The organism is Pelagicoccus sp. SDUM812005 (genome assembly GCF_031127875.1).
GTDB lineage: Bacteria > Verrucomicrobiota > Verrucomicrobiia > Opitutales > Opitutaceae > Pelagicoccus.
Genome location: NZ_JARXIA010000008.1, coordinates 21,743 through 46,169, shown reverse-complemented (window position 1 = coordinate 46,169; position 24,427 = coordinate 21,743). Strand labels below are relative to the sequence as shown.

The 24,427-nt window shown below is 59.5% G+C and carries 16 protein-coding genes and 1 pseudogene; 9 read left to right on the top strand and 8 right to left on the bottom strand.

Going from position 1 to position 24,427, the window contains the following annotated elements; all coding sequences use genetic code 11:
• Positions 1 to 34 precede the first annotated feature (34 nt).
• Positions 35 to 2,203, bottom strand: a complete 2,169-nt coding sequence (locus QEH57_RS11015; RefSeq protein WP_309006780.1) for a TonB-dependent receptor — start codon at positions 2,201 to 2,203, stop codon at positions 35 to 37.
• A 242-nt stretch (positions 2,204 to 2,445) separates the two neighbouring features.
• Here QEH57_RS11015 and QEH57_RS11010 point away from each other — a divergent pair, with 242 nt between their 5' ends.
• The 5 genes from QEH57_RS11010 (at position 2,446) to QEH57_RS10990 (ending at position 9,071) form a co-directional block, all read left to right on the top strand.
• Complete coding sequence (locus QEH57_RS11010; protein ID WP_309006779.1) at positions 2,446 to 2,916, top strand: redoxin domain-containing protein; 471 nt, start codon at positions 2,446 to 2,448, stop codon at positions 2,914 to 2,916.
• 105 nt (positions 2,917 to 3,021) lie between these two features.
• The gene (acnA, locus tag QEH57_RS11005; RefSeq protein ID WP_309006778.1) at positions 3,022 to 5,748 is read left to right on the top strand and encodes an aconitate hydratase AcnA; all 2,727 of its coding nucleotides are present in this window, start codon (positions 3,022 to 3,024) and stop codon (positions 5,746 to 5,748) included.
• Positions 5,749 to 5,800: 52 nt separating this feature from the next.
• Positions 5,801 to 6,313, top strand: coding sequence for an STAS domain-containing protein (locus QEH57_RS11000; RefSeq protein WP_309006777.1), 513 nt, complete (start codon positions 5,801 to 5,803; stop codon positions 6,311 to 6,313).
• 183 nt (positions 6,314 to 6,496) lie between these two features.
• On the top strand, positions 6,497 to 7,939 hold the full coding sequence (locus QEH57_RS10995; protein ID WP_309006776.1) for a SpoIIE family protein phosphatase: 1,443 nt from the start codon (positions 6,497 to 6,499) through the stop codon (positions 7,937 to 7,939).
• 46 nt (positions 7,940 to 7,985) lie between these two features.
• Entirely contained in the window at positions 7,986 to 9,071 is a 1,086-nt protein-coding gene (locus QEH57_RS10990; RefSeq protein ID WP_309006775.1) for a hypothetical protein, read from the top strand.
• A 37-nt stretch (positions 9,072 to 9,108) separates the two neighbouring features.
• Here QEH57_RS10990 and QEH57_RS10985 read toward each other — a convergent pair.
• The 4 genes and pseudogenes from QEH57_RS10985 to QEH57_RS10970 form a co-directional block, all read right to left on the bottom strand.
• Positions 9,109 to 9,471, bottom strand: a pseudogene (locus QEH57_RS10985) (GNAT family protein); the annotation flags it as partial.
• Between the two features lie 221 nt (positions 9,472 to 9,692).
• Positions 9,693 to 10,058 carry a hypothetical protein gene (locus QEH57_RS10980; RefSeq protein WP_309006774.1) on the bottom strand — a complete coding sequence of 122 codons (366 nt, stop codon included), beginning with the start codon at positions 10,056 to 10,058 and terminating at the stop codon, positions 9,693 to 9,695.
• A 66-nt stretch (positions 10,059 to 10,124) separates the two neighbouring features.
• Complete coding sequence (locus tag QEH57_RS10975; RefSeq protein ID WP_309006773.1) at positions 10,125 to 10,562, bottom strand: DUF1801 domain-containing protein; 438 nt, start codon at positions 10,560 to 10,562, stop codon at positions 10,125 to 10,127.
• 77 nt (positions 10,563 to 10,639) lie between these two features.
• On the bottom strand, positions 10,640 to 11,368 hold the full coding sequence (locus tag QEH57_RS10970; protein ID WP_309006772.1) for an energy transducer TonB: 729 nt from the start codon (positions 11,366 to 11,368) through the stop codon (positions 10,640 to 10,642).
• 106 nt (positions 11,369 to 11,474) lie between these two features.
• On the opposite strand from QEH57_RS10970, the gene QEH57_RS10965 reads away from it, so the two are divergent.
• The gene (locus tag QEH57_RS10965; RefSeq protein WP_309006771.1) at positions 11,475 to 11,756 is read left to right on the top strand and encodes a Smr/MutS family protein; all 282 of its coding nucleotides are present in this window, start codon (positions 11,475 to 11,477) and stop codon (positions 11,754 to 11,756) included.
• Positions 11,757 to 11,795: 39 nt separating this feature from the next.
• Here the strand turns inward: QEH57_RS10965 and QEH57_RS10960 are convergent, their stop codons facing one another.
• A complete protein-coding gene (locus QEH57_RS10960) occupies positions 11,796 to 12,407 on the bottom strand; it encodes a response regulator (protein ID WP_309006770.1) in 612 nt (203 codons plus the stop codon).
• Between the two features lie 283 nt (positions 12,408 to 12,690).
• Between QEH57_RS10960 and QEH57_RS10955 the strand changes: the two genes are divergently transcribed.
• The 3 genes from QEH57_RS10955 to map all read left to right on the top strand — a co-directional run bounded on the left by QEH57_RS10955 (position 12,691) and on the right by map (position 15,580).
• Positions 12,691 to 13,365, top strand: coding sequence for a metal-dependent transcriptional regulator (locus tag QEH57_RS10955; protein WP_309006769.1), 675 nt, complete (start codon positions 12,691 to 12,693; stop codon positions 13,363 to 13,365).
• A complete protein-coding gene (rmuC, locus tag QEH57_RS10950) occupies positions 13,362 to 14,732 on the top strand; it encodes a DNA recombination protein RmuC (RefSeq protein ID WP_309006768.1) in 1,371 nt (456 codons plus the stop codon). The genes QEH57_RS10955 and rmuC overlap by 4 nt, the downstream gene beginning before the upstream one ends.
• A 62-nt stretch (positions 14,733 to 14,794) precedes the next feature.
• A complete protein-coding gene (gene map, locus QEH57_RS10945; protein ID WP_309006767.1) occupies positions 14,795 to 15,580 on the top strand; it encodes a type I methionyl aminopeptidase in 786 nt (261 codons plus the stop codon).
• 78 nt (positions 15,581 to 15,658) lie between these two features.
• Here map and QEH57_RS10940 read toward each other — a convergent pair whose 3' ends face one another.
• Together QEH57_RS10940 and QEH57_RS10935 are read right to left on the bottom strand one after the other, a co-directional pair.
• Positions 15,659 to 23,101 (bottom strand): cadherin-like beta sandwich domain-containing protein, encoded by a 7,443-nt coding sequence (locus QEH57_RS10940; RefSeq protein WP_309006766.1) that lies wholly within the window; start codon positions 23,099 to 23,101, stop codon positions 15,659 to 15,661.
• Between the two features lie 438 nt (positions 23,102 to 23,539).
• On the bottom strand, positions 23,540 to 24,400 hold the full coding sequence (locus QEH57_RS10935; protein WP_309006765.1) for an MYG1 family protein: 861 nt from the start codon (positions 24,398 to 24,400) through the stop codon (positions 23,540 to 23,542).
• Positions 24,401 to 24,427 lie beyond the last annotated feature (27 nt).

Sequence of the window (24,427 nt, the reverse complement as noted above, 5' to 3'; positions counted from 1 at the left end):
TTGGGGCGAGCGGTCGCGACGGGAGGGGGCTCGACTACCAGTTCAAGCCGGCCCGGAGGACGAAGCGACGGGGGTATCTCGGACCGTAGAAGTAGGTCGTATCTCGTTCGGGGCCGGAGGTGAGGTCCGGCTGGCGGTGGTCGAAGAGGTTCTTTACCCCTGCCATGAGGTCGATGTGTAGTTGTTTTCCTCCTACGGTGCGGTGGAGGTGTTTAGTGGCGGTGATGTCGAACACGAAGAACTCCTGGGTGGAGGGGTTGAGGCTGCCTTCCACTTCGCGAGCGGCGATCATGGGGCCGGTGTAGACGAGTCCGAAGAAGAGGTCTAGGAAGTCGTCGTTCTCGTATTTGAGCTGGGCGACGCCGCTCCATTGCGGGGTTTCGAGGTAGCGGCTTTCGAAGATCCCCGGCAGGACTTCTTGGGGGGCGTCGAAGGTTGCGTCCACATGGGTGAGGCCGATATCGGCTTTCCAGCGTTGGCTGAGGCGGTAGGCGGCGTTCAGCTCGAAGCCTTGCACGGTGGAGCCGCCGGAGTTGACCCGTTCCTTGTAGGCGTTGCCATGGGAATCGGTGTATACGATATCGGATACGTTGAAGGTATCGCGCAGATCGGTGCGGTAGAGCTCCCCTTCGAGCTGGAAGCGGCTTTGCTGTTCGGGCGAGGGGGTCCAGACGAAACCGGCGGAGTAGGAGGTGGAATTTTCCTCTTTGAGGTCGCTGGCGTTGCGGGTGCGGGTGGGGTCGTCGAGGATTTCGATATGGAAGTCTTCGTCGAAAATTTCGGGGGCGCGGAAGCCGGTGGTGATGGAGGCTCGCCAGGTCCAAGCCGGGCTGGTGGTGTGGCGCAGGGCGATGCGGGGCGAGAGGATCCAGCTTGAGAGTTCCGAATGCCGGTCGGCGCGAAGGCCGGTGATCAGGGTGGTGGACTGCTGGGGCATCCATTCGTCTTGGAAGAAGAGCCCGAAGTTCTCGAAGGCGCCGTCGGCGATGGGGTCTTGTCGGCTGAAGGTGGCTTGGGAGCCGTCGGTGCGAAGGGCTAGGCCGCGCTCGTTGCGCTTTTCGTCGAAGACTTCGTCGACTTGGAATTGGGCTCCCCAGGAGAAGTGGTGTTGGCCGACGCTTTTGGAGAAGAGGGAGTCGAGGTAGTAGCGCATCGTATCCGAATATCCATACAGAAGCTTGGAGTCTTCGAGAGCGGCTTGGTAGGCTACGGGGTCGTAGTCGGGGCTTTCGGGCAGGGCGACGGCGCCGACTCCGCCATAGTAGCTGTCGCGGGTGACGTAGGAGGCGGAGGCGCTGAGGCGGTAGTCGACCTCGCTGGGGAGGGAGCTTTCCCAAGCGATGCCTCCGCGGTGCCAATGGTGCTCGAGCTGTTCGGTGGTTTGGGATTCGTGGGGGAGGAGGTGGAGGGCGTTGCCTCCGCGTCGCTTTTCCCAGCTGTAGGAGTAGTTGGCGCTGAGCTTGCCGTTTTCGGTGGGGTAGATCCAGCCGTTGGCTCCTGCGGTGTAGAACTGCTTTCGCGTGATTTCGGTGAAGCCATCGCCATTGAGGTCGACGGCGTCGTTGTCGTTGAATTGTCCATACAAGGAGAGGGCTAGGTCGCCGGTCGGCGAGGACCAGTCGCGGAGCAGGGAGGCGCTGCGGAAAAGCTTGCCGGAGACGCTTTCCAGCGAGCTGTCGTAGCGTTGCTTGTCGACGACCGGTTCGTTGGGGAGGATGTTGATGACCCCGGCGACGGCGCCGGGGCCGTAGAGGCTGGAGGCGCCGCCCTTGACGACTTCGACGCGGGAGATGAAGGCGGTGGGGATGTGCTCGATGCCGTAGACGGAGGCGAGTCCGGAGAAAAGGGGCTGGCTGTCGAAGAGGAGGCGGTTGTAGCCGGAGCCCAGGCCGAGCATCTTGATCTCGGAGGTGCCGCAGTTTTGGCAGTTCGCCTCGGTGCGGATGCCGTTCATGTACTCCAGGGCGGAGGCGAGGTCGCGGGCGCCGGATGCTAGGAAGAGGTCGGCCCCGAGCAGTTCGGTGCGGATGGGTAGCTCGCGGGCGAGGCGTTCGGTGCGGGTGCCGGTGGAGACGACTTGGAAGGCGTCCAGATCCACGACCCGCTCCGGGGAGGCGTGGGAATGCGAGTCGGAGGCGAAGCCGCCGGTGGAAAGGGCGGCGGCGACGCTTGCTGCGAGGGTTCTAAAAACTTTGTTCGTCATTTCAAATACTAGACTTTGATCAATCAAAGTAAGAGGAGCGAAGGTCAAGCTTGGATTTGCGGCGAGGTCTTGGGGCGGGGCGCTATCGGTTCTGCTAATGCGAAACCCTTGGGTGATTCGGTTTCGCCGAGAAAACCGGCGGATTTAGCTGAATTGGGCCCACTTTCGATTTGCCCCGATTGGGGATTGTACAATGCTCGTCGGCTCCTCGTTAAACCATCCAAGGAAAACACATCAAGACTATGGCAATCGCGACTGGCACCAAGGCCCCTGATTTCACTTTGAAGAGCAAAAACGACGAAGGCTTGGCTGACGTCACCTTGAGCGCGAACTACGGTTCTTCCGCGACGGTGCTCCTCTTTTTCCCGCTCGCTTTCACGAGCGTTTGCGAGTCGGAGCTTTGCGGCATCCGCGACTCGCTTTCCGAATACAACGATCTAGACGCCAAGGTTTACGGCATCAGCGTCGACAGCCCCTTCGCGCAGGAAGCCTTCGCGAAGGCGAACGGCTTGAACTTCCCGTTGCTGAGCGACTTCAACAAGGAAGTTTCCACGGCTTACGACGTGCTTTTCGAGGACCTGATTGGCCTCAAGGGCGTTTCCAAGCGCGCTGCCTTCGTCATCAGCAAGGACGGCGAAGTGATCTATTCGGAGTCGAGCGACGATCCGAAGCAGTTGCCGGACTTCGGCGCGATTAAAGCTGCCCTCGCTTAGTCGGGGCTTTTGTTTTCAACCGGGTCGGTCCGCTTCCGGGATCGGCCTGTTTTGTTTGGCCTACGTCAGTAGAACCAGTTTCCGGAAAGACAGATACGTATAATTATGAGCGAACTTCCGAATCCGTTGAACTCACTTAGGACTTTCGACTCGGGCCTCGAGGGAGAGTCGTATTATTACTCGCTGCCTTCTCTTGAGGAGAGCGGAGTGGGTCCGATATCCAAGCTTCCGGTATCCATCCGGGTGGTACTCGAGTCCGTCTTGCGCAATTGCGACGGCAAGCGGGTCAAGCAGGGTGACGTGGAGGCGCTCGCGAACTGGAAGGCCAAGGACCCGGCCAAGGTCGAGATCCCCTTCGTGCTGTCTCGCATCGTGTTGCAGGATTTCACGGGAGTGCCGCTTTTGGTGGATCTGGCGGCCATGCGTTCCGCGGTAGCGGACCTGGGCAAGGACTCGTCCATGATCGAGCCGCTGGTGCCGGTGGACTTGGTGGTGGACCACTCGGTGCAGGTCGACAAGTCCGGCACGGCGGATTCCTTCCTGCAGAACATGGCCATCGAATTCCAGCGCAACATGGAGCGCTACGAGTTCCTCAAGTGGGGCCAGCAAGCTTTCGACACTTTCCAGGTGGTGCCTCCGGGCATCGGCATCGTGCACCAGGTCAATCTCGAGTACTTGGCCAAGGTGGTGCACGCCAAGCCAGTGGCGGGCGGCAACGTCTTTTATCCGGATACCTTGGTGGGCACCGATTCCCACACTACTATGATCAACGGCCTCGGCGTAGTGGGCTGGGGCGTGGGCGGCATCGAGGCGGAGTCCGGCATGCTGGGCCAGCCCGTTTATTTCCTCACGCCGGAGGTGATCGGCGTTAATCTTACCGGTGCCCTCAAGGAAGGGGTGACCGCCACGGACCTGACCCTCCGCATCACGGAAGTCTTGCGCGAGAAGAAGGTAGTCGGAAAGTTCGTGGAGTTCCATGGCGAAGGCGCTCGCAAGCTCTCTCTCGCGGACCGTGCCACCATCGCCAACATGGCTCCCGAGTACGGCGCCACCATGGGTTATTTTCCGGTCGACGAAAAGTCGCTGCAGTACCTCGAGGCGACCGGTCGCGAACCGGAGCACGTGGCAGCGGTGAAGGCTTACCTCGAGGCCCAAAACCTTTTCGGCATCCCTGCCGCGGGCGAGCTCGAGTACACCGACGTGGTGGATCTCGACATGAGCAGCATCGAGCCGAGCGTAGCGGGCCCCAAGCGCCCGCAGGACCGGATCGTGGTGAGGGAGCTGAAGAGCTCCTTCAACGACCTGTTCACGCGCGCCACTTCCGACGGCGGTTTCGGCCGCCCAGCGGCGGAGCGGGCGACCCAGGTTACGGTCGAGTCGGACGACGCCATGAACGGCCAGCAGATCGGGCACGGTTCCGTGCTCATCGCGGCGATCACTTCCTGCACCAACACTTCCAACCCGAGCGTCATGCTCGCCGCCGGCTTGCTGGCCAAGAAGGCGGTCGAGAAGGGGCTTTCCGTCAATCCGACGGTCAAGACTTCACTGGCTCCCGGCTCGCGCGTGGTGACCGACTACCTTGCGGAGACGGGATTGCAGTCGTCCCTCGACGCGCTCGGTTTCAACCTCGTCGGCTACGGTTGCACCACTTGTATCGGCAACTCCGGCCCCTTGGCGGATCCGATCGAGGCGGCCATCGCCGAGGGCGACCTAGTGGCGGCGTCGGTACTTTCCGGCAACCGCAACTTCGAAGCCCGCGTGCACGGCTCCATCAAGGCGAACTTCCTGATGTCGCCTCCTTTGGTGGTCGCCTACGCTCTGGCCGGCCGCGTGGATATCGATCTTTTGACCGATCCGCTCGGCGAGGACCGGGAGGGCAATCCCGTCTATCTTAAGGACGTCTGGCCCAGCAACGCCGAGATCGAGGCTGCCATCGTCAAGGGTCTGAAGCCCGAGATGTTCCGCCGCCAATATTCCGACGTGGCCAGCGCCAATCCCGAGTGGCTTAAGATCGAGTCCTCCACGGGGGACCTCTACGAGTGGGACGACAGCTCTACCTACATCCACCGTCCGCCTTTCTTCGACGGTTTCTCCATGGAGGTCGGGTCGATCCAGCCGATCGTCGGCATGCGTCCGCTCGCCATTCTCGGCGACTCCGTCACTACCGACCACATTTCGCCCGCCGGTTCCTTCAAGCCCGAGACGCCTGCTGGCCAGTTCCTGCAGTCCCGCGGGGTGGAGCCGAAGGACTTCAATTCCTACGGCAGCCGTCGCGGCAACGACTTGATCATGACCCGCGGCACCTTCGCCAACGTTCGGGTGAGGAACCTCATGGCCGACGGCAAGGAAGGCGGCTTCACCAAGGTCATGCCGGAAGGCGAGCCCGCGACCATCTTCGACGCCTGCCAGGTCTACAAGGAGCGCGGCACTCCGCTGATTATATTCTCCGGCATCGACTACGGCATGGGCAGCTCGCGCGACTGGGCGGCCAAGGGCACCAACCTGCTCGGCGTCAAAGCCGTGGTGGCTCGCAGCTACGAGCGTATCCACCGTTCCAATCTGATCGGCATGGGCGTGCTTCCGCTCGAGTTCCTCGACGGCCAAAGCGCCCTATCGCTCGGCCTGGACGGCAGCGAGATCGTTTCCTTGCCGGGGCTCGGCGACGACCTCAAGCCAGGCCAGTCGCTCACTGCAGTGATCGAGCGCGCCAACGGGGAAACCGACGAGGTGGAAATGAAGGTGCGCGTTGATACAGATATCGAAGTAGAATATATTCGCAACGGTGGTATTCTCCCTTATGTTTTGCGGGATATCATCAAGTCTGCGAAGTAAACCGTGGCCTATCACAATCCAAGCGTCATCCTTTCAAGCGCGTTCCGAAGTCATGTCTGAAGACACTCCTGTTTTTTTAGTCGATCCTTATTCCAATCCCGTCGCAGTGCGGATCGCTGGTCGTGCCTCCTTTCAGAACGTCGTGCCGCTCAAGGAATTCCTCAAGAACTCCTACGCCGCCGGCAAGCGGGACTTCGTCTTCGACTTCAGCCAGTGCACGGGGATGGACAGCACGGTGCTCGGCGTCTTGGCCGGCTGCGCCTTGGAGTTGCGACGCTTGGAGCCTAAGGGCTCCCTCGTTCTTTCGCGCCTCAACGACCGCAACCTCGAGCTGGTCAAAAACCTTGGCCTGCACCGCATCGCGACGGTGGATGCCGGTGAGGAGACCTTGGCATCTGGGGTCGGCGCCACCACGGCCCTGAACGCCAAGCAGCTCAACGAGCTGGAGAACGCTCGCCTTTGCTTGGAGGCCCACGAGAACCTCGTCGCCGCGGATTCCGACAACCAGGAGAAGTTCCAGGACGTCATCGCCTACCTCAAGAATCGGGTAGAGGACGAGGGCTAAGCCGAGGGGCTATCGCGTCGCCTCTTTCGAAACATCCGTCATGAGGGGTCTTGCCGCAGAGCCGTTTGCGAGCCCGAAACGGGAGGAATTGAGCCTTCGGGCATCCATCGACACGCTGGGCCCGCCGTGGCTGCGGCCTCTCGAGCGACGATCCGCCGCTCCCTAGCCGTTGTCCCTTGCCCCATGAGCCTGCTGTTTCCCCTCGTATTGCTGTTGGTCGGATGCCTCTTCGGTTGGCTCTATTTCCGAGAGGTGAAGCGCAGTTCCGAATACTTGGAGCGGGCTCAGCTCGCCCACCAGGAAAAGCTGATCGTGGCCGACTTCATGCACGACATGGTGCAGGCCTTGGGCGACGAGCTGAGCAAGGAGGCGCTCTTCCAGCGGATCGTGCATGCGGCGGTGGTGAGCACGGGGGCATTGAGCGCCTGCGTATTTGAAAAGACGGAGCAGGGAACGCTGAGGAGCGTCGCCGTGGAAGGCCTCTTTCCGCCGCACCGCCCGCTGCCGCCCGACGTGCAGGACCAGATTGCCACTCGGGCCAAGTTCATTGAAAGCGTGCTGAAGACCGAAGAGTTTCCGCTCAGCGAAGGAGTGGCCGGCGAGGCCGCACGCAGCAAGAGACCGATCCTTGTCAAGGACGGGAGAACGGATCCGCGTATCGTGCGGCACAGCGATTCCGCGCTGCGGGTGACCACCACGATCTGCGCTCCGATCCTCTTTCGCGACGAGGTGCTAGGCGTCTTGGCGGTCTGCAATTCGGCCGACGGGGCGCCCTTTACGGAGACGGACCAGTCCGTGGTGCAATCCTTGGCGGAGCAGGCCGGCATCGCCATCCGCAACAACACCTTCCTGACCCTCATGCTCGAGCGCAAGCAGATCGACATCGACCTCGGGCTCGCTCGCAGCATCCAGCTCATGCTGCTGCCCCAGCAGTTGCCGCAGATCGAGGGGCTGGAGATCGACGCCCAATACGTGTCTTCCCATACGATCGGCGGCGACTTGTACGACGTGATTCCCTTGGGCGAGCGGAAGCTCGGCGTTGCCGTAGCGGACGTATCGGGAAAAGGGATACCGGCTTCCATCGTGATGGCGATTTGCCGTACCAACCTGCACCGCATCGCCCAGGTCGAAGATTCCCCATACGAGGTGCTTCGCGAGTTGAACCGAGTGGTGGCGGACGAGATCAAAGGTGATACTTACGTGACGGTGCTCTACGCAGTCATCGATTTGGACGCAGGGCAGATCACCTACGCCCGAGCGGGCCACGAGCGTCCCTTGCTTTGCTCCTACGATAACGCCCGGGGCGTTTGCCAAGCCAGCTTTCCGGACAGCGACGGCTTTCCTGTGGGCATGGTTCCGGACGAGGCGTTCAAGGAATTCTTGGAAGAGAAGACGGTTCCGTTCCGGGAAGGGGATGTCTTCTTGGCCTTTACGGATGGAGTCATCGAAACGTCGAACGCGAGCGGCAAGGAATTTTCCGCAGCTCGGGTGGCCGACTCCGTCAAGTCGAACCGCAAGGGAAGCGCGGCGGAAATCAGCCAGCGCCTCCTCGGGTCGCTCCGCAGTTTCAGCGGCAAGAAGACTTACGACGACGACTTGACGCTGGTCACGGTCAAGCGGGTTTGAGCTTTCTGAGGTTGTGCCCGCAGCCTGAATACCTCAGCAATTGCCTATGAAACGAGTCTGTCCACTCTTCGTTGCAGCAGCATTAGCAGGCGCTCCGATCGCCTTCGCCCAACAGCAGGCGAACGGGATCGAGCCGGAAGCCACCACGCCGGACCCGCCTTCCTGGAAGGACGTGGTGCGCACCTACGAGCCCTTGTACGTCGGGTACACCTTCGACGAGGGAGACCAAGCCTACCTTGACTTCTCCCTTTCCGTCATCACGCCCTCTTCCATCCTTTTCCCCTGGGAATCGTGGAATCCCAGCAACAAGTTTCCGGTGGAGGGGCGGGACTACGACACCCCCAAGCTTTTCCCCTACCAGCCGCGCCTCTACCTCGCGTTTAGCGGTCGGGCGGGGCAGTACATGGGCACCCGCGAGTCCTCGCCAGTGGTGGGCAAGCGCTTCAATCCGCTGCTCAGCGCCCGTTGGTGGCAGAAGCGCCGCGACCTTACTTCCTCGGCGGAGCAAGGCTACAGCTTGCACGACTACTTCGAGTTGTCCTACGGGCACGAGTCCAATGGCCAACGCATCGGAGACCTGGAGGATCCGCAAACTCCCGAGGAGGCGGCCTTGGGGCGGACGCGTTTCGAGGCTTTGCAGGCGGAATATCTTTTGGTGGACGGGGACGCCAGCATCGCTCGCGACGAGCTCAGTCGCGGCTGGGACTATCTCGGTGCCCGTTGGTCCAGTAGTTGGCAGCTCGATACAGGGAAGGTTTTCCTCATGTTCGACGGACGGTATTACTTGAAGGACGGGCTTCTGCAGAACGGGGCGGAGGAGTATAACCTCTGGGAAGAGGACAGGGATTGGCTCGCTGAGTACGACGGCGAGATTCGCCGCAACAAGGTCGACGGCCTGCGAGCCAGCGTGCGTTACCAATCCAAAAGCTTGGACTGGTTCTTTGACGCGAACGAAATCATGCTAGAGCTTCGCACCGGCTACAAGGATCCCTTCCAGCGTATCACGGCCCGCTTGGAGCTCGGCTTCAAGTATACCTCGCTGTGGTACCGTTATGGATACAACAGCGACCTAGTCGACTACTACCGCAAGGATAGCTCCTGGGGCGTGGCCATCAAGATCCGCTCCTTCTAGTTCGCAGCATAAAGGGAGGCTGGGGGAATGGACGTCGTTAAGCGGAGCGGCGGCGTTCCCAGTTTTCCCGCGTTATCTCGAGCTGGTTTTCTTCCACCCAACGACCGTTCTTTTTGAAGCCTTCTGGGACGTGCCGGACGAAGCTCAGTCCGTTGCGCTTCAATACTTTCTCGCTGGATTTGTTCCAGAGAGCGTGGCAGGCGACGAGTTTGGAAGCGTTGAGTTCGGCGAAGCAAAATTCGATCACTCGGGCGACGCTCTCGCTCATGAATCCTTGGGATTGGTGCGCTGGGTGGGTCCAGAAGCCGATATCCCATATCTGTTCACCCGGTTGCTTGCGGGTCGCGATGCGTCCGATGAACTCGCCTTTTTCTTTCGATTCGATAGTGAAGGTGTAGCTGAGCCCTTCGTTCCATGCCTCACATTTCGCTCAAAGGGTTCCTGTAATTCGTCTTCGCTTTGCGGCGGCTCCCAGAGCATGCCGTCGTTGAATCCCTCGTATCGGGTCGCGCTGAAGATGTGAGGTATGTCCTCTTGGGTGATGAAGCGCAGCAAGCACCGCTCCGTTTCAAGCTTGATGGTGGTGGGGATCTTCATGGAAGGCGGGGCGGCCTTTCGCCGCTAGGGGGCGAGGGTTTTGAGGTCTGTGGCGATCCAGTAACCCAGCAGGCCCATGCCGATCGACAGCAGGTTTCCGATGAGGTAGACGTTGTCGGAGGGGGACACCCTTGATTGCTGGGCCCTCCAGCCAACGGCAACCTTCATGGCGAGGTAGACGCCGATCCAGGCGGGGTGCCCCATGAGCAGGGCGGTGGTATAGGAGGCCCGTTCAAGGATACCCAGCAGAAGGGAGAAGGATAAGGGCTTTTTCCCGCCGCCTTCTTTTTCCATCATCTTCCACAGGACCTTGTCGATGACGAGCCACAGCAAGAGGGCGCCGCCGAGCGTAGAGGTCGCGTAGCCGATAATGATTGAGCTTAGGTTCATGTCCGATCGAGCGTGGTTGCGAGTGAGGGCAGGGGCGTGGGCCAGCAGGATCGACGGGAAAAAGGCTTATCGGTTCTTTGCGGCGCCAAGTAGGGGAAGGTTTTTTATGCGATGATAGGAATGCGCGAGTTCGAGGCAGTGTTCTAGTTCTTTTGCAGGGATAGGGTCGTTTTTATGAAATCGGATCTCTCGATTTCCCACGAAGGTGAAGCTCTTTGGATACAGCGCTCGAAAGGTGCGGACCAGCTTGGTCTGGCAGTGGAAGTAGAGGCTGATGGTTTCGGGTGATTTCCTGTCCCAGCCCAAGCGAATCGAGCTGCCTGAAAGGCACGAGTAGCTTGGCTGTCCCCATTTGAGCGACTCCTCTACGGCGACGATCCCATCGATGCGTTTTCCGACTGCTAAGATTAGGCTTCTCAGCTCCAGGAGGCGCTGCCGCGGTTCGGGGGGATATGAATCGAAGACCGCTGCGACCTCGGGATTATCGATATGACGAGAAGTCATTTTTATGCTGAGGGCGCGGTAGCGGGTGAGGGAGTGCGATTAGCGTTATTCCGCCTGTGTCGGTGGGTGCCCGAGCTTTAGGGGGAGAACTGGATGGGCATCATGATGGAAACGTAGACGGGTTGGCCCTGGACGCGGATGGTGTTGTACTGGATGTGGGCGATGGCTCGCAGAGCGGCTTCTTCGAAGCCGGGGGTGGAAATGGATACGATGCGGGGATTGATGACGTTGCCGTCGGGGTTGACGATGAACTCGACGCTGACGGCGGCGCTTTTGCCGGTGTTGGCGAATTCTTCGGGGTAGAAGGCGTCGAAGGCGGGGATGAACTTGGGCATGGGGGCCTGGTCGAGCTCGAAGGAGGGGGTGACGGGGACGTCGATCTCCTTGAAGACTTCGCGGCCCATCTCGACGTTTAGCTTGTGCTCGAAGGCGATCTTGAAGGTGAAGGGGATTTTGACGCGTACGGCTACGGGGACTCCGTTTTTGGTGGCGGGTTCGAAGATCCACTCGGAGGCGGCGAGCATGGCGGCGAGGCCGAACTCGTCGTGGGTGGCCCGGTCGACGACGGGATCGAGGGCGGTGCCGAAGACGTCGACGGAGACGATGATGATGGCTTCGCCTTCGATGCCGCGGGCGTAGAGCTCGGCGGGGTGGGTGGGGTCGATCTTGTAGATGGCCTCGGGCGGGATGAGCTCGTCCTTTTCCTCGGCTGCTGGGGGCGTGGGTTGAGCGGTCGCGGCGAGGCTGAATCCTAGGCTGGCGAGGAGGCTGAGGGCGACGGTGATGCTATGGCCGAGTCGGTACATGGGTGGGTTGGGCAGGGAGTTCGCTCCTTACCTACTGGGTAATTCGGCCGCGAGTCTAGCGGTTTTAGTGGATTCGTAGGGGGAAAGGGGTTGTTTTACGAAAATAATGGAAGACGAGCCGATTGAGTTCCCGATATCTGACGAGTTGGACCTGCATACCTTTCGCCCGAAGGAGGTGAAGGAGCTGTTGCCGGACTACTTCGAGCTATGCTTGGAGAAGGGGATCACGCGGGTGCGGGTGATCCACGGCAAGGGCTCCGGGTCGCTGCGGGAGCTGGTGCATGGCCAGCTGCGCAAGATCGCCTGCGTGCGGGACTTCGGCCTGTGCGACCAGACGGGAGGCGGCTGGGGCGCGACTTGGGTGGAGTTGGAGAAATGCGGAGAGTGAAGGCGCGTCAGCTCTGAGCGACGAGAGTCCTGATGGGGGCTAGTCGGTGGAGGCGCGGGATTTGTCCTTGAGGGACTGCTTGTAGGATTCCATTTGGGGACGGACGTGGGTGTCCATGCAGCTAGGGCAGATGGAGTGGGTGAAGTCGGCGCCGGTGCGTTCGTTGACGTATTGCTCGATCTGTTCCCAGAGGTCTCCGTCGTTGCGGACCTTTTTGCAGTAGCAGCAGATGGGGATGAGGCTTTCGAGGCGTTGGACTTGCTTGTTGAAATTGAGGATGCGTTCGGCGACGCGGAGGCGGTTCCAGATCTCGTCGGAGCTGATCGGCTTCTTGAGGAAGTCGTCGACGCCGGCGTTGATGGCGGCTTCGAGGTTGGGGCGGGAACGTTTCTGAGCGGTGACGAGGACGAAGTAGGTGTAGCTGTCCTTCATGCTCTCGCGCAGCTTGCGGCAGAGCTCGAGCCCGTCCATTTCGGGGAGCATCCAGTCGCTGATGACGATTTGGGGGCGTTCGATCCGGAAGGCGTCCCAGGCTTGCTGGCCATTCTCGTAGGATTTGACGTCGTAGCCCAGCATGCTGGTGACGTTTTCGAGGAGGCGGCGGGTGGTTTTATCGTCTTCGACGATATGGACTTTGAAGTGGTGGCTCATTACGACTGTTCATTGCTTTTATCGGATGGGGCGGCCCTGAGTGAATCCCTCTATGCCGTTAAGTGCTGTTCGCGCGGGAATTGACATTTGTTTTACGGGCGGAGCCACGATCCGGGCGCTACAAAAGGCTTTGCAATCGAGGCCCGATGGGTCAGCGATAGGGAGTGTCTATTGCCCCGTTGCTCCTTGGTCGCGGGCTTCTGTCGGGACGGGCTTTCATTGCCGTCTTTGGCGAAGCCGGTCCTCCTTTTTCGACGTGCGGGGTGGCGAAGGAATTTAGATCATGGCGACCAGTACGGTAGAAAACTACATCAAGAATATTTACACCTTGCAGTTCGAGCAGGGCGAGGGGGGGAACGTGAGCATGGGCGATCTTTCCACCTCGCTGGAGGTGACTCCCGGGACGGCGACCACGATGGTGAAGTCTTTGGCGAAGACGGGGCTGGTGGGCTATACGCCGCGGGTGGGGGTGCAGCTGACGGATCAGGGCAAGGAGCTGGCTTTGCTGGTATTGCGGCGGCACCGCATGATCGAGCTGTTTTTGGTCAAAGTGCTGGGCATGGACTGGCACGAGATCCACGACGAGGCGGAGGCCTTGGAGCATGTGATTTCGGACCGGGTGCTGGAGCGTATCGACGTCCTGCTGGGGCATCCGGAGCTGGACCCGCATGGGGATCCGATCCCGGACAAGAGCGGGGCCATTGCGGTGCGCGACTTGCTGCCGCTGGTGGACTGCAAGCAGGGGCAGCGGGTGGTCGTGGGCCGGATCGAGGACCAGGAGGACCAGTTTTTGCAATACTTGGAGAGCAATTCTCTGACGCCCGGGCAGGGTTTGCTGGTGTCGGGCCGGGACGCGCAGGCCGGGGTCGTTTCGCTGGAGTTTAGCGACGGAGCGAAGCGGCAGCTTGGTTTCGAAGCAGCCCGCAAGATCAGCGTGGAGCTGGAGGGCGGCAAATGATCGAGCAGTGGGCTTGGTTGATCGCTTTGGTGGCGGGATTCGCGGCGGCTTGGTTTATCCAGGCCTACCGCTTGCGCACGCCCAAGGGCTTGCCGGAGGAGGAGCGGATGGAGCTGGAGGGGCGTTTGGCCATGGCCGCCCAGGAGAACGCGAAGCTAGAGGAGCGTTCCCGCTCGGGCGAGGCTTCGCTGGCGGAGGCGAAGGCCGAGCTGGTCCGCTTGCGGGAGACGAATGCGGGCTTGGGGGCGAGATTGGCAGCTGCGGATGAGCGTATCCAGTCGATGGAGACGCGGATCGAGGAGCAGAAGAAGGAGGTGGCGGAGCTGCAGCAGAAGCTGACGGCGGAGTTCGAGACTTTGGCGACGCGGGTGCTGGACGCGAATTCGGAGAAGTTCGTGGCTCGCAACAAGGAGAGCTTGGACAAGCTGCTGGTGCCGTTGGCGGAGAAGATCACGGATTTTCGGGTGCGGGTGGACCGTACCCATGACCAGAGCGTGAAGGACCGGGCGGAGCTGGTGGCCCAGCTGAAGACCTTGGGCGAGCTCAACCAAAAGATGAGCACGGAGGCCCGCAACTTGACGACGGCTTTGAAGGGGCAGACCAAGACGCAGGGTAACTGGGGCGAGCTGGTCTTGGAAACGGTTCTGGAGAAGTCGGGGCTGGAACAGGGGCGCGAGTACCGTACCCAGGCGAGCTTCACCTCCGAGGATGGCAAGCGCCAGCAGCCGGACGTCCTGGTGAACTTGCCGGAGGGCAAGCACTTAGTGATCGACGCCAAGGTGAGCTTGGTGGCCTACGAGCGCTGCGTGAACGAGGACGACGAGACCAAGCGGGAAGCGGCCTTGAGGGAGCACATCCAGAGCGTGAAGAACCACGTGCTGGAGCTGAGCAAGAAGCGCTACGACGCTTTGTACGAAATCCAGTCGCCGGACTTTACGCTGATGTTCATCCCGGTGGAGCCGGCCTTCGTGATGGCCATCCAGGCCGACGATACGCTCTTCGACTTCGCCTTTCGCCAGAACGTGGTGATCGTGACGCCTTCGACCTTGCTGGCGACCTTGCGTACGGTTGCGAACATTTGGCGGCAGGAGAAGCAAACCCGCAACGCGATCGACATCGCGGAGAAGAGCGGCCTGCTCTACGACAAGTTCGTGGGCTTTTTCGAGGACATGCAGAAGATCGGCGAGCAGATCGGGCGCAGCCAGCTGGCCTACGACGCGGCGATGAACAAGCTGTCGAACGGGCGGGGCAATTTGGTGAACCAGGTGCAGCGCTTGAAGGACCTGGGAGCCAAGGCCAAGAAGGCGCTTCCGCAGGAGGTGGCGGAGGTGGCCTCCGAGACGGACGGGCAGCTGGAGCTGGAGTGAGGCTCAGGTTTTGCGCTTGAAACCGATTATCTATTGCAGAACAAAGTTCGATAGACTGAGACATGATCGTACGGAACGAAGAGCAATATAAGGCCATCAAGGAAGCCGCCCAAGCAGCAGCCACTGTGCTGGACCGCATGTGCGCCTTGGTGGTGCCCGGCATGAACACTTACGATCTGGACCAGGCGGGGCGCCGCTTCATGGAGGAGATCGGCTGCGAGAGCGCCTGCTACCAATACAAGGTAGGGTCCCGCGTTTTTCCTTCTTGGACCTGCCTTTCGGTGAACGACGAGGTGGTGCACGGCATCGGAACTCTGGAGCGCGTGCTCAAGGAGGGCGATGTGATCAGCGTGGACGTTTGCACCCGCTACAACGGCTATATCGGCGACAATTGCCGTACCATCCCGGTGGGCCGGGTGGATCCGGAGCTGCAGCGCTTGCTGGACGTGACGGAGGAGTCGATGTACGAGGGCATCAAGAATGCGGTGGCCGGCAACAAGGTCGGCAAGATTTCCAGCGCGGTGCAGAAGAAGGTGGAGCGAGCGGGCTTCAGCGTGATCCGCGATTTCGTGGGTCATGGCGTAGGCAAGACTTTGCACGAGGAGCCGCAGATTCCGAATTTCGGACGTCCCAACGACTACCAGCGGCTCAAGCGGGGCATGGTGCTCTGCATCGAGCCGATGGTGAACATGGGCAAGCACAAGATCGCCATGGGCGAGGATGGCTGGACGGCGCTGAGCGCGGACGGCAGCCCCAGCGCCCACTTCGAGCACACGGTGCTGGTAGGCGAAAAGGGTCCGGAGATCTTGACCGTGCCGGAAGGCAAGACCGCTCCGGTTTTGGTGTAGCGGGATCTGAGTTTTTTTGAAGCTCCTGCTCTGTGCGGGACGAGGATAAACCTCGCGCCCCGCGTTTCGCGATTTGGTTTACTTGAGCTTGATGCGCAGGAAGATCGGGGCCTCGCTGGGTGAGCTGAGCTCGAATTCGCTGGTTGTGGAGTCTCCCGCGCTGGGGACTTCGGGATCAATCGGGACCCAGTCTTCTAGATTGTTCGATTGCTCGATGATGTAGCTGGCTCCCGATTCGGACTGCCAGGTTAGGCTCAGTTTCGGGGGTGTCCCGCTGGTTAGCGAGGACGTGTCGATACTGATTTTGGGAGTCTCGGTACTGGTTATCGATAGGATGTAGCTCTGGGTGGTGGCCCCGTCTTGAGCGGTCACGGTCACATTGATAGTGTTGATGCCCAGTCTGAGGGGGATGGGGTCGCTCGTGGAGCCGGAAGAGACAGCGGTTCCGTTTACGGTTACGGTTGCGTTTGGATTTTGGGCCGTGGGAGTGAGGGTGATGGCCCGCATGGTGTCGGCTAGGCTCGTGCGGTAGCTCGTCGATTGGCTGCTGAAGGGAAGGGGGCCGGTTTCGAGGTCAATATTCGTACCCAAGCTCGCGAGCGTCGCGTCGGAGCTGAGCTCCCTTTGGATGGCGATAGTGTAGGTTTTGGTAGTGCCGTCTTCGGCGGTGACTTTCACGGCTATGACGTTTTCGCCGAAGGACAGGTCGAGGGCTTCGCTGATTTCGCCCGCGGCGACGCTTTTTCCGGCTACGGTGAGGGTCGCGAGCGGGTGGGCGGCGATGGGTCCGATCACTATGCTATCGACTTCGGTGGGCACGCTGGCGGTGTAGGCGACGGTATCGCTGTCGAAGTCTGGAGAGAGTGTCGCTACATCGTCCGGCACGGTGATCAAGTCACTGAGATTCGCGTTGGAGTTCATCGCTCGGGTGACGGTGTAGCGGTAGCTCTCGATGGTGGTTCCGTCGGCAGCTGTCACCTTGACGTCAATCGTGTTGGCGCCGGTTTGTAGCGGGAGGTTTTCGATGGCTCCTTCGGAAGCGACGGTAGCGAAATCCCCGCCGTTGATGCTGACTGCGATCTTCGAGAGTTGATCGGCGGCGTTCAGTCGCAACTGAGCGAATGCAACATCGCTTCCGACGCTGGTGGCGACGGTCGTTTCGCCTGCATCGAAGGCGCCAAAGTTGGAAAAGACATTCAGGCCTGCGTAGGAGCTCGGAGCTTCGTCGCTGGTGTTGGCGAGGTAGATGTCATCCGAACTGGATACATCGCTGTCGGCAAGATTCGTGGCTTTCGACTGAAAGACGATACAACGCCCGTCGGCAGAAATCGAGGGAGCGGTCGATTCGCCGTTTGATTCAATTCCACTTGTGGGGGTCGATTTGCGAACGATAACGCCGGTGAGCATGTCGCGGACGAAGATGTCCGTTGTTCCATTCGTATCATTTTCGACCAGAGTGCTGGAATTAGATTGGAAGGCGATGTAGCGCCCGTCTTGGGAAATGGATGGGTGGGTCGCGTTTCGGAACGGATCGTCGATATTGTTTATACTTTTGGATACACGTTGGGTGACGCCGGTTTCTCGGTCGTAGACGTAGACGTGCGGTTCGCCTTTGGTGTCTGCGAAGACGAGTTCGTCGAGTTCGGAATCGAAGGCTATATATCGCCCATCGCCCGAGATGCTAGGATTGCTGGAATCTGCGGCGTCGGCTGGAACCCCGGAGATCGTGCCGGTGACGCGTTCGACGGCTTTGGTTTCGCGATTGAATAGATAAATATCCCGGTAGCTATAGGATTCGTTGTTTTGATCTATATTTCTGCTGACGTGGAATTCGAAGGCGACGAATTTGCCGTCGGATGAAATAACGGGATTCAGGGACGCCTGGTTTGATAGTATATCTTCGAAGGGAACGGGGATTCCGATAATAGTATCTTCTTCGCGATCGACCAAGTAGACATTCACCTCGCCGAAATTGAAATCAGGAACGAGGTTGTTGGCGCCGGAGGCGAAGGCGACATAGCGTCCGTCGCCTGATAGGGTAGCTTCTTGCGAGGCTTGGTTGGATTCGCTTCCGTTGCTCCGGAGCGAGACGCGTTCGATGGTATCGAGCTCGAGATCGTAGACGAATATATCCTGCCCGGCTGAGCGGTCGGGATTTCCGTTTTCGTCGTTGGGGACAAGGTTGGTCGCTTCCGATTCGAATGCGACGAAGCGTCCGTTGGAGGAGATGGAGGGATTGGATGATTCGAAGTTTCCTTGGACTCCAGACTGGCTTATAGAGACACGTTTCGTAGTATCGTTGGCGCGGTCGTAGACGAAGACGTCCTCTTTGTTGTTGGTATCGTTGTCGACAAGGTTGGTGGCGCGAGACGAGAAGGCGATATACCGACAGTCGGCAGAAATGGAGGGATTGAAGGAGCGATCGTTGCTGCCTTCGCTGACCCTTTCGAGTCCGTCGACTGTTCTCGATACCGTTATTTTATAGGTTCTGGTGGTGGTGCCGTTCGCGGCGGTGGCTCTGACTTCGATTAGATTAAATCCAGGATTCAAGGCGATGGCGTTGCTTGCCTGTCCTGATGTGAGAGGACTGAAGTTTCCTTCGTTCAATCGGATTTCGGCGCTGGCGCTGGCTTCCGCGAGCGTCGGCGTAATGGAGATTGATTCGGTGGAGTTTTCGAAGACGAGTTTATAGAAGGTTTCGCCGGGACTGAAGGCGGGTGAAAGTTTTCCAAGTCCTGTGGCGAGCGCGCTCAGGTTTGCGTTTGCAAGGGCGGGGGGCGCTCTCGTGACCGCTAGTTCGTAGGTCGCAGTGGTGAGGTTGCCATCGCTGATCACGCGAACGTCGAAGAGGTTTTTTCCTGCGTCCAAGCTAAACGCATTAGAGGCAACTCCGCTGGCGAGGCTTGTGAAGGCTCCGAGGTTTTTGCGGATTTCCAGCTTTGAACTTTCGTCGGCTGGCATCGCGGTGATGGCGACTGTATCCACTTCGTTGGGAGCGTAAGCTGCGTACGACAAGTCGTTCGCGTTGAAGATCGGAGCGATGGTATCGAGGCTAGAGGCAAGCGAGGCGAGTCCACCGTCGCGCACGGGCACTGCTTCGGGAAGCACGTTGATAAGGTAGGATTGCACCGTGACGAGGTTCTGGGCCGTGACCTTTAGCTCGATGGTACTGGTTTCGGAATTTATAACGAAATCTGCCGAGGCGGCTTTTGAGTTGAGCTGGCTGAAGTCTCCGTCGTTGAACTTGATTTCGATGTTTTGGTTGCTGTTGATGGGGCTGCCCGCTCTTACCGCAAGGGAAGTCTTCCCATCGGGGAGAGAGGTTTTGTATTCATATGTTGAGGACCGGAAGCCTGGATAGATAGGGCCAGCGCTGGTCGTCACCCAGAGGAGGGAGGCATCGGCCTGCAGTTGCGCTTCGATTGCTCCGAGATCGGGAGCTCCTCCGAAGGTACGGGCGTCGCCGTTTTGATCGAGGGACGGGGTGTCCTCTGAAACGATCGCGGCGTCGAGGGCGGGAGATCCGGGCTTCGGGGCGCGTTGGATGTCCAAGTTGACGCGTTCGAGGTGGGGGTCTGCGCTGATGGGGGTAGGACCGCTGAGTATGCTGCCGTCATGGGTTTCGACAATGTTCGCGCCGACTGCGGTTAGGTTCCCTTGGTAGTCGATTGGGCTGTTCGATGTATCAACGTTGCTGGCGACGATGGAGTTTTCGAGGGTGAGGGTTGCTGTATTCGCGTTGTAGATACCGCCACCTACGTTTCCGGTGGTGGTGACGTGGCGTAGGGTGAGGCTTGCCGTTGAGTCGTTGTAGGCTCCGCCGCCGAACGAGGAGCTTGCTCCGTTTCCTTGCAAGGTGCTGTTCTCGATTAAGCCTACTCCTGTACCAGCGTTTGCGATTGCTCCGCCGCGCTCGGCGCCGTTTCCGATGGCTCCGACTCTATCGAGTTCGAAGCTTGCTCCGGAATTATAGAGGGCTCCCCCGTGTTGCACGGCTTGGTTGTCGAGAAGCTTGGAGTCTTTTATTATAAGCGAGCCGTCGTTGGCGTTGTATATACCGCCTCCGTTTTGGGTGGCTTTGTTTTTTGTTAGTCGCGAGTGGAGCAGGGTTACGGTACCGCCATCGTTATAGATGGCACCGCCTGATTGACTGGCTTCGTTTTCGCGGAGGGTGCAGGCTTCGAGCGTTAGGTTGGATTCGTTGTTATAGATCGCTCCACCGAGATCGCTGCGGCCTGATGTTAGTTTGAGGCCTTTTAGGGTGACGGTTGCTCCCTCTGCGATTTCAAAGATACGAGCGTTTTCTGCGGCGATGATGGTAACCGGCGTATTCAGATTGCTGGCATCAAGGATGAGGTCACTGCCTAGAAGGATTTGGCCGTTGGCTTGATCGAGCGTGATGCTCTTGCCTGCTAGGTTGGAGGCGAAGCGGATGGTTTCGCCCGGGACTGCTTCGGCGATGGTTTCTCGTAGAGAATCGCCAGCGCCTTGTCCGATAAGGGGGTCGTTCTCGTCTAGGAGGGTCGTTACGATAAGGTCGCCGCGGGTGGTGACGCTTTGGATGGGGCCTTTATAAGTGTTTCCGTTTATTATGGTATCGATACGCCAGAAATACTCCGTGCTTTTTTCCAGCGTTTTATTCAGTTCCCAAGATTGCTCGGAGGTTTCTCCCTCGTCTGACGGGGTACCGTCGGCGGAGGTGAGGAATACTTTTTTGTAGGTGGCTTCGTTTACGTTGCTCCAGGAGAAGGTGTCGCCGGAGATAGAGAAGGAGGTGGATCGAGGGGCGATGAGTTGGGCGGGCCCCATGGATTCGAAGGCGCCGAGGTCGTTGACGGAATCGACGTTGGCTATGCGTAGGATGGGATTGCCTTCCGCGTCCTTGCCGCGCTGGTCGGTGGTCAAGGGCGAGGCGCTTGCGGAGGCGATGGCTGGCGATCCGTATTGAAGGGCGAATGTTTTGGTGGTGCCGCCGTTGTTTGCGAGGGGAGAGAGCTGGGGATCGGCGGTGATGGCGGCTGGACCGCTGAGTCGATCGCGATAGTGGCTGGTGATCAGGTTGGCCCCGGTCGCATGGTAGTCGCCGAACAGGGCGACGTTGTTATAACCGTAGGTGGCGACGATTGTATTTTCGAGTTCAAGTCGAGTCGCGTTCAAGCTGTAGATAGCGGAGTTTTTCCAAATGTCCTCTTTCTGGGGAGCGACGGTGCAGGAGCGCAGCGTCATGGTTCCCGTATTAAATACGATTGGCCGTTCTTCGGTGGTATGGAAGAATCGAGCCATGGTGATGGTTGAGTTTTCTGCGAGCACGGTTCCGCCGAGATTCAGCACCGCATGCACGCTTGGGTTCGTGATTATGGTACTGTTTCGCAGGGTAAAGTTAGTGTTTGGGCGTACGTAAACGGCGGCGTTCAGTTTGCCGGCGTTGGACGGAATGGCGGTTCTCATTTCCAAGTTGAGATTGTCGACAGTGAGGCTGCGGCCGCCTTCGATGAGAAAGATTCCCTGTTGGTCGTCTGAACTGGTATCGCCGACGATGGTAAAGCCCTCGGTCAGTTTGGGGCCGGGCTGCCCGTTGGGTAGCAGCGGGGAGTAGCCGGCGATTTCGGTATCTTCCAAGTAGACGACGAGGGGCCCGGAGGTGAGGGTGAGGGTTTTGCCGTTTACGGCTGGGAGGAAGGTGATGCGTCCGCCTCTAGCGATTGCGGCGCGGAGCGAGCCGGGGCCGCTGTCGTTGGTGTTCTCGACTACTTGGAATACTTCGTTGAAGAAAGGTTTTGATTTGGGAGGAGTATTTCGTGTGTCGTGGACTTGGAATAGATGGTAGCCGATCCGCCTTTCGTGTCCGAAAAGGGGGGGATTGGTAGCGTGAAGAGGAAGCGTTCCGCCATCGGGCGGGTTGCTGTTTTGAACCGTGTAGGCGAGGGTCTCTCCTCTTTCCGTGACGTACACGGATTCGGCGACCCAGTCCTTTGCTTGTTCGAGCGGTCCCATGTTGTAGGGGATTGATCCGTCGAATGCGCTGGCGAAGGTGAAACCTTCCACCTCGGATGCACCGGGGCCGTTGTCTGCGGTTACGAAAGACATGTTGCGAAGCGTTCCCGATCGAGCGCGACCGTCCGCGAGTTGGTAGCTTTCGAAATCGTCTCCATGTTCTCCGGAGGTGTAGAAGGCGGTAGAAGGGGGAGAGGCGATTTTCTCCCAGTCTTCGATCTTGGGCGAAAACGAGTCAGAATTCGTTTCCCAGGTTGTGTAGTAGTTTGCTTCGTTGAACCGTCCGCCCGCGTTGATGCGCCATTTGCCTGTTTCATGGATGTAGGCCAAGCTTACTACGCTTATCTGTTTGGCATGCCCGCCGCGACCTGAGCCGTCTGTGCCGTTGAAGTATTCGATGGATGGCAGTTCGAGGTCCGAGGCGCTCATCATTCCCCAGTAGGCGGGTTTGGCCGGGTCGCGGATATCGTAGAAGAGAAGCGCGTCCTCGGATTCTCCTCGTTGGTAGGGATTGCTGGTGTCGTTTGAGCAACCGATGCCGTCCAATCCGATGCCTTCGCTCCAGTTTTGGGCAACGACGACGAGGACGCCGCCCATAACCGCCATCTTTGCGGGGTGGTTCCAGTTGCCGATGCGGTTGAAGTTGCCGTTTTCCTTTCCGGTGAAGACGTCTTGCCAGATAACTTCGCCGACGGGCACGGCGACTCTGGGATCCGAATCGGGGGCGAATACGCGGTCGGTAGTTTCGTCGAGGGCGTTTGGATACGTCTCGACCAAAGTGATGTAGCCATTGTGAGCGCGCGACTGGGCGATCATGAAATAGGCTTTGCCGTCCTTGTTCGGCAGTCGTTTGACGTGCTGCGGATGGTAGAGGGCTTCTCCAACGCAGGACTCGAACCAAGCCGGGAAAAACTTGGTTCTATCTTCGTCGAAGCGGAGAAGGTCTACTTTGGCGGTGATTCCCGCGTCGAGACGGCCCCATTCGCCTGAGTCGTAGGCGATGCGGTTGCGAGGTTGGGTGAGGCGTTCGTCGATCGCCGTCGCGAGGCGCGGTTTCTTGTCGTCGGCGTGTATCGTGTAAGTGTAGTGGCCTCTCGCGTCTTTGGTGAGGGTGTCCTGGTAGAGGTTTGGAGTGGTCGCGAGCCAGAGGCCTCCGTCGTTGCTGAACATGAAGACAACGGAGTCCTTGTACGCAAACAGGCTCGGGCGCAGGCGGAAGGAACCGTTTTCGCCGTCGCATCCGTTTCCTTGCACGCGGGCGATCCAAACGGTGACTTGTCCGCCTGGAGCGACGGAGCCGTACTTATCGGTATCGAGGGGTGAATCCGTGCAGTCGGCCTCGCTAATGAGGAAGTTCAGCGTCTCGTGGGTGTCGTTCTTCAGGTAGAGGTTGAAGGTTCTGGCTCCATGCTCGTCGGGTTCGAGGTCTTGCCTCGGGTTGTCCTCGGCTCGCAGGTCCGCTACCGATAGGAAGGCTAGCGTGGCCGTGGCTAAAAGCAGCGCGGCAGGTCTAGTTGTTGGAGTCATCGAAGAATGACTCGAACTGAGGAGGGCTGATCGCAGAGCAGCGACGATCGAAAAGGAGACGAAGGGCCGTAGGAGGTTCATAACGCGTAATGGGCTAAGAACCGTACCGGCGGGCAATCAGCGTCAGGACTCTAGCGAACGATACGGGTACCTATCAACGCCTATAAAATGAATAGATACGTAGGACGCCTAGACGAATGACCGAAATGGCGTCGCTGCAGGTGGGTGGGCTGTCTACGTACCGCTTGGGCAAAGAAAAGGCGGATTGCCTACCCCTAAGCAATCCGCCACTTGTTTTCTTTGTTACCCCAAATAAGATCTCGCTAAGCGATGATCTGCTAAGAAAGACGAAGCAGAGCGGAATTTGTTCAGACTTTTTTGGACTTTTTTTGAGTTTTGTGGGGATTGCGCCGCTTTCGGAGCGGGGCGCGGAGGCTTTTAGGCCTCGGCTTTGATGCCCTGAGCGGCGAGTTGCCGGAGGCGGTCGGGCTCGGTAGCGGTGGTCTTTGCGACGAAGCCGCTTTTGTGGGCGAAGTGTACGTCGGGCTCGTTTTCGATCTGGGTGTAGTCGAGGGCGGGATGGTCGTTGTAGCGGAAGATGCCGTAGCCGGTATTGCGGCGGTCGGGATAGACGGTGCCGGCGATTTCTTGGTCGAGGCCTTTTTCGCGGAGGTAGTGGCCGATGCCGGAGGAGGGGTCGTCGATTTCGGATTCGACGCGGGGGAGGTAGAGGAACTTGAGCGGGCCGCACTCCCAGATTTGGCTGTGGGCGGAGACGAAGTCGATGCGAGCCCGGGTGCTAGCGAGGTAGTCGACGAGGTCTTCGCCGACGAGCTTCATCATCTCCCAGACGGCTTCGCCGGGCTGGTGGAGGGGGGAGGCGGCGAAGCGGCGCAGGAGGGTCATGTCGATGGGGGAGTTGAGCTTGCCGATGACCTCGCGCTCGACGCCCAGCCATTGGGCGGTGTGGTTGGGGCCGCGGCAGTCGAACCACTCGGCCGGCTCGAGCCATTCGCAGAAGGCCTTGGCGTCCTCGTAGAGGCCGTAGTGCCGGAGCACGAGGGAGAGGGCGCAGGTGGGGGGCGTGTCGCGGGGAAACTGGTGGTGGTCGAAATTGCCGCGCTCGGGCTGGTGGTGGTCGCCGACGTCTACCACGGCGGTGTGGGGATCGGCCAGGTCTTCGGGGGTGGGTTCGCGTCGCTGGATGGGGACGGGATTTTTGGCGAGCAGGACGCAGCAGGCGAGCAGGTCGTCCTTGTGGGCGGATCCGGGGTGGGTGAGGAGGGTGTTAAAGCTCATTTCGGTAAGGTCGTGGGTGTTGGCTAG

Excerpts from the sequence above, each read along its gene's own strand:
- QEH57_RS10965 (WP_309006771.1), top strand. The coding sequence starts at position 11,475 with ATGGAAGACGAGCCGATTGAGTTCCCGATATCTGACGAGTTGGACCTG.
- rmuC (WP_309006768.1), top strand. The coding sequence starts at position 13,362 with ATGATCGAGCAGTGGGCTTGGTTGATCGCTTTGGTGGCGGGATTCGCG.
- QEH57_RS10955 (WP_309006769.1), top strand. The coding sequence starts at position 12,691 with ATGGCGACCAGTACGGTAGAAAACTACATCAAGAATATTTACACCTTG.
- QEH57_RS10960 (WP_309006770.1), bottom strand. The coding sequence starts at position 12,407 with ATGAGCCACCACTTCAAAGTCCATATCGTCGAAGACGATAAAACCACC.
- QEH57_RS10935 (WP_309006765.1), bottom strand. The coding sequence starts at position 24,400 with ATGAGCTTTAACACCCTCCTCACCCACCCCGGATCCGCCCACAAGGAC.
- QEH57_RS11000 (WP_309006777.1), top strand. The coding sequence starts at position 5,801 with ATGTCTGAAGACACTCCTGTTTTTTTAGTCGATCCTTATTCCAATCCC.
- QEH57_RS11010 (WP_309006779.1), top strand. The coding sequence starts at position 2,446 with ATGGCAATCGCGACTGGCACCAAGGCCCCTGATTTCACTTTGAAGAGC.
- QEH57_RS10970 (WP_309006772.1), bottom strand. The coding sequence starts at position 11,368 with ATGTACCGACTCGGCCATAGCATCACCGTCGCCCTCAGCCTCCTCGCC.
- QEH57_RS10940 (WP_309006766.1), bottom strand. The coding sequence starts at position 23,101 with ATGACTCCAACAACTAGACCTGCCGCGCTGCTTTTAGCCACGGCCACG.
- QEH57_RS10975 (WP_309006773.1), bottom strand. The coding sequence starts at position 10,562 with ATGACTTCTCGTCATATCGATAATCCCGAGGTCGCAGCGGTCTTCGAT.
- QEH57_RS10990 (WP_309006775.1), top strand. The coding sequence starts at position 7,986 with ATGAAACGAGTCTGTCCACTCTTCGTTGCAGCAGCATTAGCAGGCGCT.
- QEH57_RS10980 (WP_309006774.1), bottom strand. The coding sequence starts at position 10,058 with ATGAACCTAAGCTCAATCATTATCGGCTACGCGACCTCTACGCTCGGC.
- map (WP_309006767.1), top strand. The coding sequence starts at position 14,795 with ATGATCGTACGGAACGAAGAGCAATATAAGGCCATCAAGGAAGCCGCC.
- acnA (WP_309006778.1), top strand. The coding sequence starts at position 3,022 with ATGAGCGAACTTCCGAATCCGTTGAACTCACTTAGGACTTTCGACTCG.
- QEH57_RS11015 (WP_309006780.1), bottom strand. The coding sequence starts at position 2,203 with ATGACGAACAAAGTTTTTAGAACCCTCGCAGCAAGCGTCGCCGCCGCC.
- QEH57_RS10995 (WP_309006776.1), top strand. The coding sequence starts at position 6,497 with ATGAGCCTGCTGTTTCCCCTCGTATTGCTGTTGGTCGGATGCCTCTTC.